The organism is Nocardioides sp. NPDC127503, assembly GCF_040302165.1.
Taxonomy (GTDB): domain Bacteria; phylum Actinomycetota; class Actinomycetes; order Propionibacteriales; family Nocardioidaceae; genus Nocardioides.
The window spans coordinates 16,976-32,598 of the sequence record NZ_JBEORH010000009.1; the positions used below are offsets into that span (position 1 = coordinate 16,976).

At 71.0% G+C, this 15,623-nt stretch carries 13 protein-coding genes; 7 read left to right on the forward strand and 6 right to left on the reverse strand.

The window, feature by feature from the left end:
• Positions 1–24: 24 nt before the first annotated feature.
• The 5 genes from ABTW65_RS19805 (at position 25) to ABTW65_RS19825 (ending at position 3,756) form a co-directional block, all read left to right on the forward strand.
• Positions 25–492, forward strand: a complete 468-nt coding sequence (locus ABTW65_RS19805) for a helix-turn-helix domain-containing protein (RefSeq protein WP_350663200.1) — start codon at positions 25–27, stop codon at positions 490–492.
• A 100-nt stretch (positions 493–592) separates the two neighbouring features.
• Entirely contained in the window at positions 593–1,099 is a 507-nt protein-coding gene (gene uraD / locus ABTW65_RS19810; RefSeq protein WP_350663202.1) for a 2-oxo-4-hydroxy-4-carboxy-5-ureidoimidazoline decarboxylase, read from the forward strand.
• Positions 1,096–1,428, forward strand: coding sequence for a hydroxyisourate hydrolase (uraH, locus tag ABTW65_RS19815; protein WP_350663203.1), 333 nt, complete (start codon positions 1,096–1,098; stop codon positions 1,426–1,428). The genes uraD (ABTW65_RS19810) and uraH overlap by 4 nt, the downstream gene beginning before the upstream one ends.
• A 1-nt stretch (position 1,429) precedes the next feature.
• On the forward strand, positions 1,430–2,335 hold the full coding sequence (pucL, locus tag ABTW65_RS19820) for a factor-independent urate hydroxylase (RefSeq protein ID WP_350663206.1): 906 nt from the start codon (positions 1,430–1,432) through the stop codon (positions 2,333–2,335).
• An 8-nt stretch (positions 2,336–2,343) separates the two neighbouring features.
• Positions 2,344–3,756, forward strand: coding sequence for a nucleobase:cation symporter-2 family protein (locus ABTW65_RS19825; RefSeq protein WP_350663208.1), 1,413 nt, complete (start codon positions 2,344–2,346; stop codon positions 3,754–3,756).
• A gap of 226 nt (positions 3,757–3,982) precedes the next feature.
• Here the strand turns inward: ABTW65_RS19825 and ABTW65_RS19830 are convergent, their stop codons facing one another.
• The 6 genes from ABTW65_RS19830 to ABTW65_RS19855 form a co-directional block, all read right to left on the reverse strand.
• Positions 3,983–5,299, reverse strand: coding sequence for a guanine deaminase (locus ABTW65_RS19830; protein WP_350663210.1), 1,317 nt, complete (start codon positions 5,297–5,299; stop codon positions 3,983–3,985).
• 8 nt (positions 5,300–5,307) lie between these two features.
• Complete coding sequence (xdhC, locus tag ABTW65_RS19835; protein WP_350663211.1) at positions 5,308–6,135, reverse strand: xanthine dehydrogenase accessory protein XdhC; 828 nt, start codon at positions 6,133–6,135, stop codon at positions 5,308–5,310.
• A 1-nt stretch (position 6,136) separates the two neighbouring features.
• A complete protein-coding gene (gene xdhB, locus ABTW65_RS19840; RefSeq protein WP_350663213.1) occupies positions 6,137–8,524 on the reverse strand; it encodes a xanthine dehydrogenase molybdopterin binding subunit in 2,388 nt (795 codons plus the stop codon).
• The gene (locus ABTW65_RS19845) at positions 8,521–9,978 is read right to left on the reverse strand and encodes a xanthine dehydrogenase small subunit (protein ID WP_350663214.1); all 1,458 of its coding nucleotides are present in this window, start codon (positions 9,976–9,978) and stop codon (positions 8,521–8,523) included. Before ABTW65_RS19845 ends, xdhB begins: the two co-directional genes overlap by 4 nt.
• The gene (gene uraD / locus ABTW65_RS19850; protein WP_350663216.1) at positions 9,975–11,930 is read right to left on the reverse strand and encodes a 2-oxo-4-hydroxy-4-carboxy-5-ureidoimidazoline decarboxylase; all 1,956 of its coding nucleotides are present in this window, start codon (positions 11,928–11,930) and stop codon (positions 9,975–9,977) included. Before uraD (ABTW65_RS19850) ends, ABTW65_RS19845 begins: the two co-directional genes overlap by 4 nt.
• A 207-nt stretch (positions 11,931–12,137) precedes the next feature.
• A complete protein-coding gene (locus ABTW65_RS19855) occupies positions 12,138–13,670 on the reverse strand; it encodes a PucR family transcriptional regulator (RefSeq protein ID WP_350663218.1) in 1,533 nt (510 codons plus the stop codon).
• 199 nt (positions 13,671–13,869) lie between these two features.
• On the opposite strand from ABTW65_RS19855, the gene ABTW65_RS19860 reads away from it, so the two are divergent.
• Both ABTW65_RS19860 and ABTW65_RS19865 read left to right on the forward strand, forming a co-directional pair.
• Positions 13,870–14,691: a hydroxypyruvate isomerase family protein gene (locus ABTW65_RS19860; protein ID WP_350663220.1), complete on the forward strand. Its 822-nt coding sequence runs from the start codon at positions 13,870–13,872 to the stop codon at positions 14,689–14,691.
• Positions 14,692–14,713: 22 nt separating this feature from the next.
• Positions 14,714–15,622, forward strand: a complete 909-nt coding sequence (locus ABTW65_RS19865) for a 2-hydroxy-3-oxopropionate reductase (RefSeq protein ID WP_350663222.1) — start codon at positions 14,714–14,716, stop codon at positions 15,620–15,622.
• The last annotated feature ends 1 nt before the right edge of the window (position 15,623 follow it).

The window sequence follows — 15,623 nt, forward strand, 5'->3', positions numbered from 1 at the left end:
CGGCAGGCTGGGTAGCCTGCCGCCATGCGCGTCGAAGCCGAGTTCACCACCGAACCGTTCCGTGGCGAGGGTGAGCCTCCCGAGCATGCGACGGCGGCGCTCGCTGCCGCCCGCGAGGCCGGTCTGGAGTGCGACTTCGGGCCGTTGGGGACGTCGATGCGTGGTGAGCGGGACGCCGTCCTGGCCACGCTGGCCGAGGTGGTGGCCGCGGGTCTGGACCATGGCGCCGACCAGATCACCTTCCAGGTCCGGGTCGAAGGACACAGTGCGCCGCGGCGTACGGCCGGCGGGTTGGATGCGCTGCTCGCCGAGGTCGCGGAGATCCTCGGTGGCGACCTGGCGGCATTGGACCGCCAGGGGAAACAGCGTGCCGTGCGGCTGCTGGAGGAGCGCGGCGCCTTCGACTACCGCAAGAGCGCCGAGATCGTGGCCGCGGCGCTCGGGGTCACTCGGTTCACGGTCTACAACTACCTGAACCGTGAGCGGGAGTAGCTCCCAGACTTTTCAACAAACTGTTGACTGTGATGAGCGACACATGCAATCGTTGTTGCTGTACGGAAATTAGTTTCCGCATAGCGAGAGAGAACGGTGCATGGATCTCCAGAGCTTCAACACCTCACCGGCGGACGTCGTACGGCCCGTGCTGCAGGCCTGCTGCGACGCTCCGAGCTGGGTCGCCGCGGTCCTGGCCGGGCGCCCCTACACCGACGAGGCCGATGTCGTCCGGGCCGCCGACGAGGCGGCCCGACGGTTCACCGCGGCCGACGTCGACCAGGCGCTGGCCGCGCACCCGCGGATCGGGGAGCGCGCCGAGGGCGAGCACGCCGAGGCCGCCTGGTCGCGGCGCGAGCAGGCCGCGGTCGGCACCGACCAGGCCACGGCACAAGCCCTCGCCGAGGGCAACCGGGCCTACGAGGAGCGCTTCGGCCGGGTCTTCCTGATCTGCGCCTCGGGTCTCTCGGCCGACCAGGTGCTCGCCGCCCTCCGCGACCGGCTCGGCCACGAGCACGACGAGGAGGCGGCCGTGGTCGCCGACGAGCTGCGCAAGATCGCGCTGCTCCGGCTCGAGCGCGTCCTGGCCGCCGAGGTCTCGGCATGACCAGCGCCATCACCACCCACGTACTCGACACCGCGCTCGGCCGCCCGGCCGCCGGTGTCCCGGTCCGGCTCAGCCGGATCGACGGTTCAGACCATGTCCTCGCCGACGCCGTCACCGACGACGACGGCCGGGTGGCCGACCTGGGACCCGATCAGGTCCCCGCCGGCACCTATCAGCTCCGGTTCGGCACCGCCGCCTACTACGCGGCGACCGGTCAGGAGTGCTTCTACCCGCAGGTCTCCGTCACCTTCGCGGTCACCGACCGGCGGCACCACCACGTGCCACTTCTGCTGAGCCCGTTCGCCTACTCCACCTACCGAGGGAGCTGACATGCCCATTCACCTTGGACCAAACCAGTACGGCAAGGCCGAGAACCGCGTCGTACGCATCTACCGCGACACTCCTCGCCACCAGATCCGGGACCTCAACGTCTCCACAGCGCTGCGCGGCAGCTTCGACGACGCCCACACCAGCGGCGACCAGCAGGATGTGCTGCCGACCGACACCCAGAAGAACACCGTCTTCGCCTACGCGAAGGAGATCGGCGTCGCCTCGGTCGAGGAGTTCGCGCTGGCGCTCGCCGACCGCTACCTCGAGGCCTGCCCGGCCGCCGAGGGGGCGCGGGTCGAGGTCGATGAGTACGCCTGGGACCGGATTCAGGTCGACGGGGCGGGGCACGACCACTCCTTCGTCCGCTCGGGTGGCGGCGTACGGACCACCGTGGTCAATGTCGACGGCCGCGGTGAGGACCGGGTCGCCCATGTGGTGTCCGGCATCAAGGACCTCGTCGTGCTCAAGTCGACCGGCTCGGAGTTCCACGGCTTCCTCAAGGACGAGTACACGACCCTGCGGGAGACCACCGACCGGATCCTGGCGACCTCGCTCGTCGCCCGGTGGCGCTATGACGGCACCCAAGTGGACTGGGACAAGGCGTACGACTCCATCCGGGCCCTGCTGCTGCAGCGGTTCGCGGAGATCCACAGCCTCGCGCTGCAGCAAACCCTGCATGGGATGGGCACCTCGGTGCTCGAGCAGCACGGTGACGTCGCCGAGATCAAGTTCTCCGCGCCCAACAAGCACCACTTCCTCTCCGACCTCTCGCCCTTCGGCCTGGACAACCCCGGCGAGGTCTTCTTCGCCGCGGACCGGCCCTACGGCCTGATCGAAGCCTCGGTCGTACGCGACGAGGCCCCCGATGCCGGCAACGCCTGGCACGCCATCCCCGGATTCTGCTGAGGCCGGCCATGCTCGGTCGTAGGAGACAGGCAACCGCAACCGTCTCGACTCGCCCGGAGGACGAACGGCATCCGCCGGGCCAGCTCCTCGCCTACGGCACGCAGCACATCCTGACGATGTACGGCGGCGTGATCGCGCCGCCGCTCATCGTCGGGGGTGCCGCGGGCCTGTCGGGCACGGACCTGGCGCTGCTGGTGACCGCAGGGCTCTTCGTATCTGGCCTCGCGACGCTGCTGCAGACGCTCGGCCTCGGACCCTTCGGCAGCCGGCTGCCGATCGTGCAGGGCATCTCGTTCGCCAGCGTGTCGACGATGGTCACCATCGCCAGCGAGGACGGGCTGCGGCCCGTCTTCGGCGCGATCATCGTCGCCGGTCTGATCGGACTGGTGCTCTCCTCGTTCTTCGCCCAGCTGGTCAGGCTCTTCCCGGCGGTCGTCACCGGCACGATCATCACGGTCGTCGGCCTCTCGCTGATGCCGGTGGCGTTCCGCTGGGCGATGGGCAACGACGCCACCGCGCCGGACTACGGGTCGATGAGCAACATCGCGTACGCCGGGCTGACCCTGCTCATCATCCTGGTGATCAGCCGGGTGTTCCAGGGCGCGATCTCCCGGCTCTCGATCCTCATCGGAATCGTGGTCGGGACGGTGATCGCGACGGTTGCCGGCCGGGCCGACTTCTCCTCGGTGGGCGAATCCGATCTGGTCGCGCTCCCGCCTGTCCTGCACTTCGGTGGCCCGACCTTCGAGGTCGGCGCGATCGTCTCCATGACGATCGTGGTGCTGGTGATCATGACCGAGACGACCGCAGACATCCTGGCGATCGGCGAGATCGTGGAGACCGACGTGGACACCAAGCGCGTCGCCCGCGGCCTCCGCGCCGACATGGCCGCCACGACGGTCGCCCCGCTGTTCGGTACGTTCCCGTGCAGCGCCTTTGCGCAGAACGTCGGGCTGGTGGCTTTGACGGGCATCAGGAGTCGGTACGTCGTGGCGACCGGCGGTCTCGTGCTGTTGCTCCTCGGGCTGCTGCCGGTCGTCGGAGCGGTTGTGGCCGCGATCCCGTACCCCGTGCTCGGCGGTGCCGGCATCGTGCTGTTCGGCTCGGTAGCGGCCAGCGGGATCCGTACGCTCTCGCGCGTCGACTACGAGGACAACCTCAACATGGTGATCGTCTCCGTGGCGATCGCCGTCGGGATCCTGCCGATCGCGGCGCCGACCTTCTGGGACGCGTTTCCGGAGTGGCTCGGGGTCATCATGCACTCCGGCATCAGCGCCACCGCCCTGGTCGCCGTCGTGCTCAACCTGCTGTTCAACGAGATCACCGTCGGCAACCGCGCCGGTGCCTCCGTCTTCGCCGCCTCGCAGGATTCTCGTGAGGGCTTCGGGGACCGGCTCGACGACGACATCGACCGGTCGTGATGCCGAGTCGGCTCGTCCTCACCTGAAAACCCGCCGAGTCGGCTCGTCATGACGAGCCGACTCGGCGTGATTTCGCGTCAGGATGCGCCGACTCGGGACCTGAACCCGCCGGGGTCGGACCCTGGGCCAGGCCGAGACGTCACTCCCGTCGGCCGAGTTGGCACGAAACCGACCACTCGGCCGACGTACCTGACGCCTCGGCCGACGTAGCTGACGTCTCGGCAGGTCAGCCGACGAGGACCCTGAGCGCCTCGCCCGGGTCGGGGGCGTTGACGAGCTCGCCCTCGATCCACACGCTGCGTACGTCGGCGGGGGTGCCGAGGGCGAACATCTTGGCCAGGGCGTCGCCGGCGTCCGTGGCGTGGGTGAGGCCGACGTCGAGGGGTGTGCTCGCGGCGGGCTTGATCCACTGGGCGTCGAAGCGGCGGCCGACGCAGAAGTCGCCGACCGCAGCCCCCAGGCCGAGGGCTTCTGCGCCCGCGCGGGTGGCCAGGTGGAGGAGGTGGGTGGGGGTCAAGGGGTGACCGGCCTCGCCGAGGAGCTGCTGGGCGACGTACGCGCCCAGGCCCTCCTTGAGCAGGGAGAATCCGGTGCCGGCGCCGACGTCGGAGCCCATCGCGACCCGTACGCCGTGGGCGCGGTGGCGGGCGAGCGGGAAGAGGCCGCTGCCGAGGGCGGCGTTGCTGGAGGGGCAGTGGGCGACGGCGGCACCGCGGGCGGCCAACAGAGCGAGCTCGGAGTCGGTCGGGTGCACGTTGTGCGCCAGGACGGTGCCGGGACCGACCAGGCCGTGCCGGTCGTAGGAGGTCACGTAGTCGCAGCCGAAGAGCGCCTCGACGGTCTCGATCTCGCGGGTGTTCTCGTTGACGTGGGAGGTCAGCATCGCCCCCGGTACGGCACGCAGGACGTCGGCGCAGGCCGCGAGCAGCGGGTCCGAGCACGACAGCGAGAAGCGCGGCGTCACGGCGTAGCGGGCCCGTCCGACCCCGTGCCACCGGGCAGCGAGCGCAAGAGACTCCTCGCGGGCCCGGTCCGGGTCGGTGAACAGGTCCTCGCGGATGAGCCGGTCGCTGACCACGAGGCCGCTGGTGATCCGCAGCCCGACGCGGGCGGCCTCGGCGAAGACCGTGTCGACGGCGGGCGCGAAGTGGCTGCCGAAGACCAGTGCGGTGGTGGTGCCGGCGCCGACCAGGCCGCGTACGAAGTCGCTGGCCACGCCCTCGGCGTAGGCCGGGTCGGCCAGGCGCGCCTCCTCGGGGAGTGCGCACTGGTCGAGCCAGTCGAGCAGCGGCAGGCCGAGGCCGCCGATGACGCGTACCTGCGGGAAGTGCACGTGGGTGTCGACGAATCCGGGCAGCACGAAGCCGCCGGAGAGGTCGACGACCTCCTCCTGCGGGTGCTGACGGTGCAGGTCGGCGTAGCTGCCGCGGGCGCGGATCACGCCGTCGCGTACGAGCAGCGCGCCGTCCTGCTCCGTGCGGAGCCGACCGCCGGTGAAGGGGTCGTCGGGAGTGTCGAGGAAGGTTCCTCGGAAGAGCGTCATCGTGGGGTTCACCTTGGTTGTTGTTCGGTTGACGCGGGCTCGCCCGCGAAGATCTGGAGCAGCCGGGCCGCGACGCTGACCGCGATCGTGGCCGGCTCCTTGCCGCCGAGATCGGGAAGTCCGATGGGTGTGGTGATGCGGGCGATCGCCTCGGGGGCGTGGCCCTCGTCGGCGAGCTTGGCCCGGAACCGGCTCCACTTGGCGCTCGAGCCGATCAGCCCGATCGACGCCAGCTGCCCGGCGCGGAGAGCCGCGTCGCACAGGGCGGCGTCCTCGGCATGGTCGTGGGTCATGACCAGGACGTGGGTGCCCTCGGGCAGCTCGCCGATGACGAGCTCGGGCAGCACCGGCACCTGGTGGACGTGGATGCCGGCGACGGCGTCGTCCAGCCCCCGCAGCTGCTCAGGCTCGAGCTGGGCGGTGCGGGAGTCGACCAGGTGCAGCTCGAGATCGTGGCGGGCGAGGATGCGCGCCAGCTCGAGCCCGACGTGGCCCATCCCGAAGATGGCTACGGACGGTACGACGGGCAGCGGCTCGAGCAGCAGCTCGACCTCGCCGCCACAGCACTGGACGCCGTGCTGGTAGGGCGCCTTGTCGGAGAGCGACACCTTCAGGGTCTCCGGTGTGGCGAGACCGTCGCCGATCATCGAGCGGGCGCGCTCGATCGCAACCGCCTCGAGGTTGCCGCCCCCGATGGTGGCCCACGTGCGGTCCTCCGAGACGACCATCTTCGCCCCGGCCTCGCGCGGCGAATGACCGCGCACCGACGTCAGGGTCACCAGTACGCCGGGAACCCGCAGCTCGCGCAGCCGCTGGACGGCCTTCAGCCACTCCATGTCATCCCTTCCCTCCGGCCAGGACCGGCTCGGCGCCGGCGGGCGTGGTCTCGGGAGCCTGCGGGGTACGAGCCCCGTCGAGGGCCCAATAGACGGCCTCCGGGGTCGCGGGGCAGCCGAGGTCGACGCTGGTACCGGCCGGGCCGAAGGCGGCGGCCGCCTCGCGCAGCGCCTCGCGTACGGAGAAGGCGAGCATCAGCGGGGGCTCGCCGACGGCCTTGGAGCCGTAGACGGCGCCCTCCTCGTGGGCCTTATCGAGCAGCTTCACGCGGAAGTCCTCGGGCATCTCGGAGAAGCTCGGCAGCTTGTAGGTGCTCGCCGCCTGCGTCGCCAGCCGGCCACGGTTGGGTCCGTCGGAGGTGTCCCAGCGCAGGTCTTCCAGGGTCAGCCAGCCGGCGCCCTGCACGAAGCCGCCCTCGATCTGGCCGATGTCGATCAGCGGGCTCAGGCTGTCGCCGACGTCGTGGACGATGTCGACGCGCCGCAGCGTGTAGGCACCGGTGAAGCCGTCGACCTCGACCTCGGACGCGGCGACCCCGTTGGCGAAGTACTTGAACGGCTCGCCCTGCATCACGTTGGGGTCCCAGTGCAGGCCCTCGGTGCGGTAGAAGCCGGCCGCCCAGAGCTGCACCCGCTGGTGGTAGGCGACGTTGACCAGCTCGTTCCAGCCGATCTCGCCGGAAGCGGGGGAGAGGCCGTGGACGACGCCGTCGTCGAAACGTACGTCGCTGGGGCTGATCGCCAGACGACCGCCGGCGACCTGGGCGAGCCGCTCACGGATCTGCTCGCAGGCGTTCTTGATCGCGGCCCCGTTGAGGTCGGCGCCGGAGCTGGCCGCGGTCGCCGAGGTGTTCGGGACCTTGTCGGTGCGCGTCGGTGCCAACCGGACCTGGGAAAGCGGCAGGCCGAGTGCGGTGGCCGCCACCTGCAGCATTTTGGTGTGCAGGCCCTGGCCCATCTCGGTGCCGCCGTGGTTGATCAGCACCGAGCCGTCCTTGTAGACGTGGACGAGGGCGCCGGCCTGGTTGAAGGCGGTGAGGTTGAACGAGATGCCGAACTTCACCGGCGTCATCGCCAGGCCCCGCTTGGTGTGCGGATGGCGGCGGTTGAACTCCTCGATCTCGGACCTTCGGCGAGCGACCTCGCCGGACGAAGCGACCTGGTCCCAGCAGGCCGCCAGCCGGTCGGCCTGGCGTACGGGCTGGCCGTAGGGGGTGGTCTGGTCCTGCTGGTAGAAGTTGCGGCGGCGCAGCTCGAGCGGGTCGATCCCGAGCAGCGGTGCGCACCGGCCGAGCAGGTCCTCCATGACGAGCATGCCCTGCGGTCCGCCGAAGCCGCGGAAGGCGGTCTGCGAGGTCTTGTTGGTGCGCGCCACCCGACCGTCGACACGGATGTCGGGCACCCAGTAGGCGTTGTCGATGTGGCACAGCGCGCGGGCCAGCACCGGCTCGGAGAGGTCGAGGCTCCAGCCGCCGTCGGCGGTGAGCGTGGCCTCGAGGGCGAGGATGTGGCCCTCGTCGTCGAACCCGACGCGCCAGGTGCTGTGGAAGCCGTGGCGCTTGCCGGACATGGTGATGTCCTGGGTGCGGTTGAGGCGCAGTCGCACCGGCCGTCCGGTGAGCGTGGCGCCCAGCGCGGCGATGGCCGCGTAGCCGTGCGGCTGCATCTCCTTGCCGCCGAACGCGCCGCCCATCCGTAGGCACTGGACGGTGACCTCGTGGCTCGGGACGCCGAGCACGTGGGCGACGATCTCCTGGGTCTCGGAGGGGTGCTGGGTGCTGCTGTGCACCAGCACCTGGCCACCCTCGTCGACCAGGGCCAGTGACACGTGGGTCTCGAGGTAGAAGTGCTCCTGGCCGGCGAACTCGAACTCGCCCTCGAAGACGTGTGCGGCGTTCTCGAGAGCAGCCGAGGCGTCGCCGCGCGCGAGGTTGCGCGGGGTGCCCTGGAAGCTCTCCGCCGCGATCGCCTCGGTCACGGTGACCAGCGACGGCAGCGGCTCGTAGTCGACCTCGACCGCGGCCGCGCCCAGCCGGGCCGCCTCCTGGGTCTCGCCGAGCACCCAGCACACCGCGTGGCCGTGGAACATCACCTCGGTTGGGAAGAGCGGCTCGTCGTGCTTGACGCCCGCGTCGTTGACGCCGGGTACGTCGTCGGCGGTCAGCACACGGACGACCCCCGGGACCGCGTACGCCGGTTCGGTCCGCATCGCGGTGATCAAGGCGTGCGTGTGCGGGGCCTGGACCGGCCAGGCGTGCAGCGTTCCGGCGATCCGCCCGACCAGGTCGTCGGTGTAGAGCGCCTCGCCGGTGACGTGCAGCGCGGCGCTTTCGTGGGGCAGCGGGATCCCGACGATCGGGTTCTCGGGGCGTTCGGACAGGGCGCTCATGCCGGCACCTCCTCGCGGTGGGTGTGAGTGTGGAACAGGCGCAGCAGGGACTGGCCCAGCATCGCCGAGCGGTAGGACGCGCTGGCGCGGTGGTCGTCCATCGGTGTGCCCTCGCTCGCGAGGACGGCCGCGGCGCGGCGTACGGTCTCCTCGGTCCAGGGCCGGCCGACCAGGGCGTCCTCGGTTGCAACGGCACGGATCGGGGTGGCCGCAACGCCGCCCAGGCCGATCCGGAGGCGGACCACGGCTCCGTCGGCGATCTCGAGCGCGTAGCCGACGGCCACGCTGGAGATGTCGTCGAAGCGGCGCTTGGCGATCTTGTGGAAGCCGACGAGCGGGGCCAGCGGCAGCGGGAGCCGTACGCTGCGGATCAGCTCGTCGGCGGCCCGGACCGTCTCGCGGTAGCCGGTGAAGTAGTCGGCCAGCGGGACGACCCGCTCGCCGCGCGGCGAGGCCAGGACGACGTCGGCGTCGAGCGCGAGCAGCGCCGGCGGGGCATCGCCGATGGGAGAGGCGGTGCCGATGTTGCCGCCGATCGTCGCGCCGTTGCGGATCAGGCGTGAGGCGAACTGCGGGAAGAGCTCGGCCAGGAGCGGGACCCGACCGTCGAGGCGACGCTCGATCTCGGTCAGGGTGAGCGCGGCGCCGATCTCGATCACGTCGTCGCCGACCGTGAGCGAGCGGAGCTCGGGCAGCCGGTCCACCGCCACGACCAGCGGCGCGCGGCGACCGCGGATGTTGACCTCCACACCCCAGTCGGTCGAGCCGGCGACCACCTGCGCCTCCGGCCGCTCGGTGAGCAGCGCGAGGGTCTCGGCGAGGGTCTCGGGACGTACGAACTCGGCGCCGTCGACGGCGATCCGGGTCGGGCGCGGCTCGGGCGGCGGTGCCTGGCGCCGGGCCGCCAGTGTGTCGTCCTCGGAAGGTGCTCCCAGGGCGTACGCAGCGTCACGGATCGGGCGGTAGCCGGTGCAGCGGCACAGGTTGCCGCTCAGCGCGTGCAGGTCGACCCCGTTCGGGCCGTGCTCGTGGTCGCACGACCCTGCCTCGGCATCGGCGGTCCGGCCCGGGCGGTAGAACTCCGCGGCCAGGCTGCAGACGAACCCGGGAGTGCAGTAGCCGCACTGCGACCCGCCGCGTACGGCGATCTCCTGCTGGACCGGGTGGAGGTCGCTGCTGCTGCCGAGGCCCTCGCTGGTGACCAGCTCCTGGCCGTCGAGCGCGGCGACCGGGACCAGGCAGGCGTTGACGGCGGTCCACTCGGTCGCGGTGTCGGTGCCGGGGCGGGCGACCAGCACCGAGCAGGCGCCGCACTCGCCCTCGGCGCAGCCCTCCTTGGCACCGGTGAGGCCGCGGCCGCGCAGCCAGTCGAGGGTGGTGGTGTGAGTGGCGACCCCGGTCAGGGGCACCTGGTCCCCGTTGACCGTGACACAGGGGGCGCTGGGTGTGGTCATGACTGACTCCGGATCGGGTTGCGGGTGCGGGCGCTGTGGATCGGGTTGGCATCGCGCAGGAAGTCGTCGAAGCGGTGGCCGGCGATCTTGGCGATCTCGATCAGCGCGGCGGCGTGCTCCTGCCGTTCGCAGTTGCCGAGCCGCGACCGGCCCTCAGCGAGGATCCGGTCGAGCGAGTCGGAGTCGCGTACGGAGATGACCAGCGGGAAGCCGAACCGCTCGTGGTAGGCGTCGGTGAGCGAGGCCAGCGTCTCTTGGTCCGGCTCGGCCAGGTGGGTCAGGCCGCGCGAGGACTGGTCGCGCAGCGACTCCTCGCCGACCATCCCGTCCGAGACCAGGCGCGAACCGAGCTCGGGGTAGGCCTCGATCAGCTCGCGCTGCTCCTCGACGGAGCCGCTGAAGAGGGCGTCCTGGAAGGCGCGGCGCAGGGCGTGCGTGTCGGCGAACGGCCGCTGCTCCCAGGCCCGCTCCACCATCCACCGCGGCCCCTGGAAGAGACCGTCGAACGTCTCCACGAACTCCGTACGCCCCATCTGGTTGACCTGGTCGAGCCGGACGCCCTCGCCGGGCTGGCCGGCGACGGCGGGGCCGTAGTCGGGGCCGACGTGGTGGAAGAGGATGTTGAGCAGGATTGCGGTGAGGCTGCCGAGGGTGATGCCGCTGCCGAAGATGATCTCGGCCCAGCCCGGGACGGCCTGGGCGACCTCGGGCTGCGCGGTGACGTACATCGCCAGGCCGACGCTGGTCGCCACGATCACCACGTTGCGATGGTCGTGGAAGTCGACCTTGCTGAGCGTTTGGAAGCCGACCACCGCGACGGTCGCGAACATCGCCAGGGCGGCGCCGCCGAGGACCGGGTGCGGGATGCCGGCGACGATCGCGCCGACCTTGGGGAGCAGCCCGATCAGGACCATGATCAGGCCTGCGGCGGCGACGACCCAGCGGCTCTTGACCCGGGTCAGCCGGACGAGGCCGACGTTCTCGGCGAAGCAGGTGTAGGGGAAGGAGTTGAAGACGCCGCCGATGGTGGTGGCCAGGCCGTCGGCGCGCAGGGCGCGGGCGATGTCCCTGCGTCCGATCCGCTTCTCCACGATCTCGCCGGTCGCGAAGACGTCACCGGTGGTTTCGACGGCGGTGATCAGCATGACGACGATCATCGACACGATCGCCGCGGCGGAGAACTGTGGCCAGCCGAAGTGGAACGGAGTGGTCACTCCGACCCAGTCGGAGCCGGCGACCGCGTCGAAGTGGGCATCCCCGAGGGCCCAGGCGACCAGGGTGCCGACGACCAGGCCGACGAGCACGGCGACGGTGGCCATGAAGCCCTTGAACACCCGCTGGATGACCACGATCAGGGCCAGGGTGCCCAGGGCGTACGCCAGGTTGCGGCCGCTGGTGGGGTCCGAGGTCGGACCGGCGCCGCCAGTGGCGTCCGCGGCGGCGACGGGGAGCAGGGCGATGCCGATGATGGTGATCACCGAGCCGGTCACGACCGGCGGGAAGAACCGGATCAGCCGGCTGAAGTAGGGGGCGATGAAGAAGGTCGCCAGACCGGCGACGATCACCGCGCCGTAGATGACGAGCAGCCCGTCGGTGCCGCCGCCGGCCGCGAGACCGATCGCGATCATCGGCGAGACGGCGGTGAAGGTCACACCCTGCAGCAGCGGCAGGCGTACGCCGACCTTCCAGAAGCCGACCGACTGGATGATCGAGGCGATGCCGCAGGTGAACAGGTCGGCGTTGATCAGGTGGATCAGCTCCTGCTGGCTCAACCCGATCGAGTTGGCGAGCAGGATCGGGACGATCACCGCCCCGGCGTAGAACGCGAGCACGTGCTGGAGGCCGTAGACGGCGAGCTTGCCCGCCGGGAGAACCTCGTCGACGGGGTGGGTGGGGCGGCCACCGTCCTTCTTCTGGGGCCTCATCGACCTCAGGACTGCTCTCGCGTTCATCCTCACACCTTTCTCGGGGGAGCCCTGGTGGGCAGGTGAGCTGTGACTAACACCACAGCCTGGTACTTTCGCGCCCCGAGCGGCACCCGCCGATCATCCGAAGATGGGGTCGTCGCGGATACGGCCTTTGTGTGATGCTCCAGAATGACGTGCGGCCGGTTGCAGAGCGGTTTCGTAGCGGTTTCGAAGGCTGCTTTTCGAGGCCCGTCACAGCGATCTGAGGGCGAGGAAGACGTCGACCCGGTCCTCCATCGTGGTCAGGTCACGTCCGGTCAGCTCCTCGACCCGGGAGATCCGGTAGCGCACGCTGTTGACGTGGAGATGGAGGGACTCCGCCGTACGCGTCCACGACCCGGCGTACGTCAGGAACCGGTCGAGCGTCGGCACCAGATCGCTGCCGGTGCGCTGGTCGTGCTCGAGGACGGGGCCGAGGACGCGCTGCGCGTAGGTGCGGCGGATGTCGTCGGGGACCGTGGCGAGCAGCAGTACGTGCGAGGTGACCTCCTCCGAGCTGGACAGCGCCACCGCGCCGCCACCGGAGCGGGCGACCCGATGCGCGAACCGGGCCTCCTCGAGCGCCCCGGCCAGCGCGTCGACGCCGCTCTCGCCGCTCAGTCCCACCGACAGCGAGCCTCGGACCAGGGCCGGCGCCAGCCGGGTGAGCGAGCGGCGCAGCTGGTCGGTGAGGTCCGGGCGGGACGGGAGGAAGGCGACCGCGCAGCCGTCCCGCGCGCTCGCGACCACGGACGGCCCCAAGCCGAGGGCCACATCCTCGAGCACCGCGGCCACCGCGTCCGGCGGGCCGCCTGGCCCGAGCTCGGCCACGGCGAGCACGAGCGGACGCTCCGGATCGAGCCCGGACTGGCGTAACCCGGTCGCGATCTCCGCAGGTGAGGCACCCGCCTCCAGGTGGGCGAGGGTCGCCGCCGCGAGTGGTCGCCGGACGCGAAATCCCTCGTCGCGCCGGGAGCGGTCCAGTGCCGTGATGGCACCGAACTCGTGGACCATGTCGAGGTCCTCCCGCGGCCAGGTGGTGTGGTCGCCCTCGACTGCCACGGTCCATCCGGTGAGGCGGTCGGCCAGGCCCGATCCGATGGGGAACAGGGAGTAGCTGCGGTCGGCCACCTCGGCCACGGCGGGCAGCAGGTCGGCCGTCAGGAAGCGACGGGTCAGCGCGTCGACCGTCTCCGGATCGAGCTCTCCGGGGCCTGGTACGACATGGCGTCCGCTCGCGGTGAGCACTCGGCACGCGTGACCGATCTCGGAGGCCACCCGGGCGGCCAGCTCGTCGAGGCTGCGGCCCGAGGCGATGGCGGAGAGGAGCTGGCGCTGGCGGGCCAGGCTGGCCGACATCCGGGCGCTCTCGCCGGCGGCGCCTGCGGCCGCGACGTACTCGGTGACGTCGGCGAACGCGACGTCGCCGGGAACCTCCACCAGGGCGACCTGATGGCGGTGGCAGGCGTCGATGAGGTCGTCGGGGACCGCGCCGAGCAGGGCCGCTCCGGCCAGCAGACAGGTTGCGCCACCGTCCGCGATCGAGGACACGAACGTCTCGCTGTCCTCCGGTCTGCGGCGCCAGACGAGTCCGGTGAGCACGAGCTCGCCGCCGTTCAGGTAGCGGCCCGGCTCGAGCAGGTCGATCGTGATCGTGCGCCCCACCGGACGCTCGAGCGAGCCCTCGGGCGCGTGCAGGAGTCGCAGGCCCAGGCTGGGCGTCTCCAACAGCTCTGCAAGTTGCACGGTGCCTCCACCGGTCCGCCGGTCCATATCGGCCGCGTCTTGGAGGAACGTACAACGCCCGCGCATACACGCGGGAGGCCCGTTGTCGTTTCTTCACCACTTTGCGGCCGAGTTCTGCTCGGGGTTGACGTGACTCCGCTCACATCCTTATATTTCGAATGTCAGAAATCAAATTCCGCAATACGGAAGGAACGGTGTGATGAACCACCAGCTCCGGTACGAGGTGAACTGCTCGATCCTGTTCACCGAGCTCCCGCTGCTCGAGCGCCCCGCGGCGGTGAAGGCCGCCGGCTTCGACGCGGTGGAGTTCTGGTGGCCGTTCGCCGAGGCGGTGCCGTCCGACAAGGACGTGGACGCCTTCGTCGCCGCCGTGAAGGACGCCGGGGTGCACCTGGTCGGCCTCAACTTCTTCGCCGGCGACATGCCAGGCGGCGACCGCGGCCTGGTCTCGTGGCCGGCCCGGTCGGCGGAGTTCCGCGACAACATCGACGCCACGATCGGCATCGGTGAGCGGCTCGGCTGCACAGCGTTCAACGCGCTCTACGGCAACCGCGTCGACGGCGTCGCCCCCGAGGCGCAGGACGAGCTCGGCGCCGAGAACCTCGCGCTGGCCGCCCGCGCGGCAGCCCGCATCGGCGGCACCGTGCTGGTCGAGCCGGTCAGTGGCGCCGACCGCTATCCGCTGCTCACCGCAGCCGACGCGATCGCCGCGACCGACCGTGCCGGCGAGGCCAACATCGGCCTGCTCGCCGACCTCTACCACCTCGCCGTGAACGGCGACGACGTCGACGCGGTGATCGCTGCGTACGCCGCTCGCATCGCCCACGTCCAGATCGCCGACGCCCCGGGCCGCAACGAGCCCGGCACCGGCGAGCTCCCGCTCGAGCGACAGCTCGCCGCGCTCGAGACGGCTGGGTACGCCGGCTGGGTCGGGCTGGAGTACAAGCCCGCCACGACCTCGGCCGAGAGCTTCGACTGGCTGCCGCGCGAGCGCCGCAGCGCCGCCACCGCCACCCACTGACCACCCCGTAGGAGGGAACATCATGACCAACATCGCCTTCATCGGCCTCGGCATCATGGGCAGCCCGATGGCCGCCCACCTCGTCGACGCCGGTCACACCGTCGCCGGCTTCGACCACAGCCCCGAGCGCACCCGGGCCCTGGCCACGGCGGGCGGCCGCGCGGCCACCTCGACCGCCGACGCCTGCCGCGACGCCGACGTCGTCTGCGTCATGGTCCCGGACTCGCCCCAGGTCGAGGAGGTCCTCGCCGCTGAGGGTGGGGTCTTCGAGACCGCCCCCGCCGGCGCGCTGATCATCGATTTCTCCAGCATCCGCCCCGACGTGAGCGCCGCGCTCGCCGAGCAGGCCACGGCCCGTGGCTTCCGCATCCTCGACGCCCCGGTCTCCGGTGGCGAGGCCGGTGCGAAGAACGCGGCCCTCTCGATCATGGTCGGCGGCGCGGCCGACGACTTCGCCACCGCGAAGCCGCTCTTCGACATCGTGGGCAAGACCATCGTCCACGTCGGACCGAGCGGCGCCGGCCAGACGGTCAAGGCGGCCAACCAGCTCATCGTCGCCGCCAACATCCAGGCGCTCTCGGAGGCGGTCGTCTTCCTCGAGGCGTACGGCGTGGACACGAAGGCCGCCCTCGAGGTGCTCGGTGGCGGGCTCGCCGGGTCGAGCGTGCTCAACCAGAAGAAGGAGAACATGCTGACCCGCTCCTTCCAGCCCGGCTTCCGGATCGACCTGCACCACAAGGACATGGGGATCGTCACCGCGGCCGCCCGCGAGGCCGGCGTCGTGGTCCCTCTCGGCTCGCTGGTCGCCCAGTTGATGGCGAGCGCGCGGGCCAACGGCGACGGCGGCCTGGACCACTCCGCCCTGCTGCGTGGCGTCGAGCGCTTCAGCGGGGTCTCGACAGGCTCGACCACCGATTCCAAGGAGAACTGAC

Coding starts and splice junctions, on each gene's coding strand:
- ABTW65_RS19805 (WP_350663200.1), top strand. CDS start 25: ATGCGCGTCGAAGCCGAGTTCACCACCGAACCGTTCCGTGGCGAGGGT.
- uraD (WP_350663202.1), top strand. CDS start 593: ATGGATCTCCAGAGCTTCAACACCTCACCGGCGGACGTCGTACGGCCC.
- uraH (WP_350663203.1), top strand. CDS start 1,096: ATGACCAGCGCCATCACCACCCACGTACTCGACACCGCGCTCGGCCGC.
- pucL (WP_350663206.1), top strand. CDS start 1,430: ATGCCCATTCACCTTGGACCAAACCAGTACGGCAAGGCCGAGAACCGC.
- ABTW65_RS19825 (WP_350663208.1), top strand. CDS start 2,344: ATGCTCGGTCGTAGGAGACAGGCAACCGCAACCGTCTCGACTCGCCCG.
- ABTW65_RS19830 (WP_350663210.1), bottom strand. CDS start 5,299: ATGACGCTCTTCCGAGGAACCTTCCTCGACACTCCCGACGACCCCTTC.
- xdhC (WP_350663211.1), bottom strand. CDS start 6,135: ATGGAGTGGCTGAAGGCCGTCCAGCGGCTGCGCGAGCTGCGGGTTCCC.
- xdhB (WP_350663213.1), bottom strand. CDS start 8,524: ATGAGCGCCCTGTCCGAACGCCCCGAGAACCCGATCGTCGGGATCCCG.
- ABTW65_RS19845 (WP_350663214.1), bottom strand. CDS start 9,978: ATGACCACACCCAGCGCCCCCTGTGTCACGGTCAACGGGGACCAGGTG.
- uraD (WP_350663216.1), bottom strand. CDS start 11,930: ATGAACGCGAGAGCAGTCCTGAGGTCGATGAGGCCCCAGAAGAAGGAC.
- ABTW65_RS19860 (WP_350663220.1), top strand. CDS start 13,870: ATGAACCACCAGCTCCGGTACGAGGTGAACTGCTCGATCCTGTTCACC.
- ABTW65_RS19865 (WP_350663222.1), top strand. CDS start 14,714: ATGACCAACATCGCCTTCATCGGCCTCGGCATCATGGGCAGCCCGATG.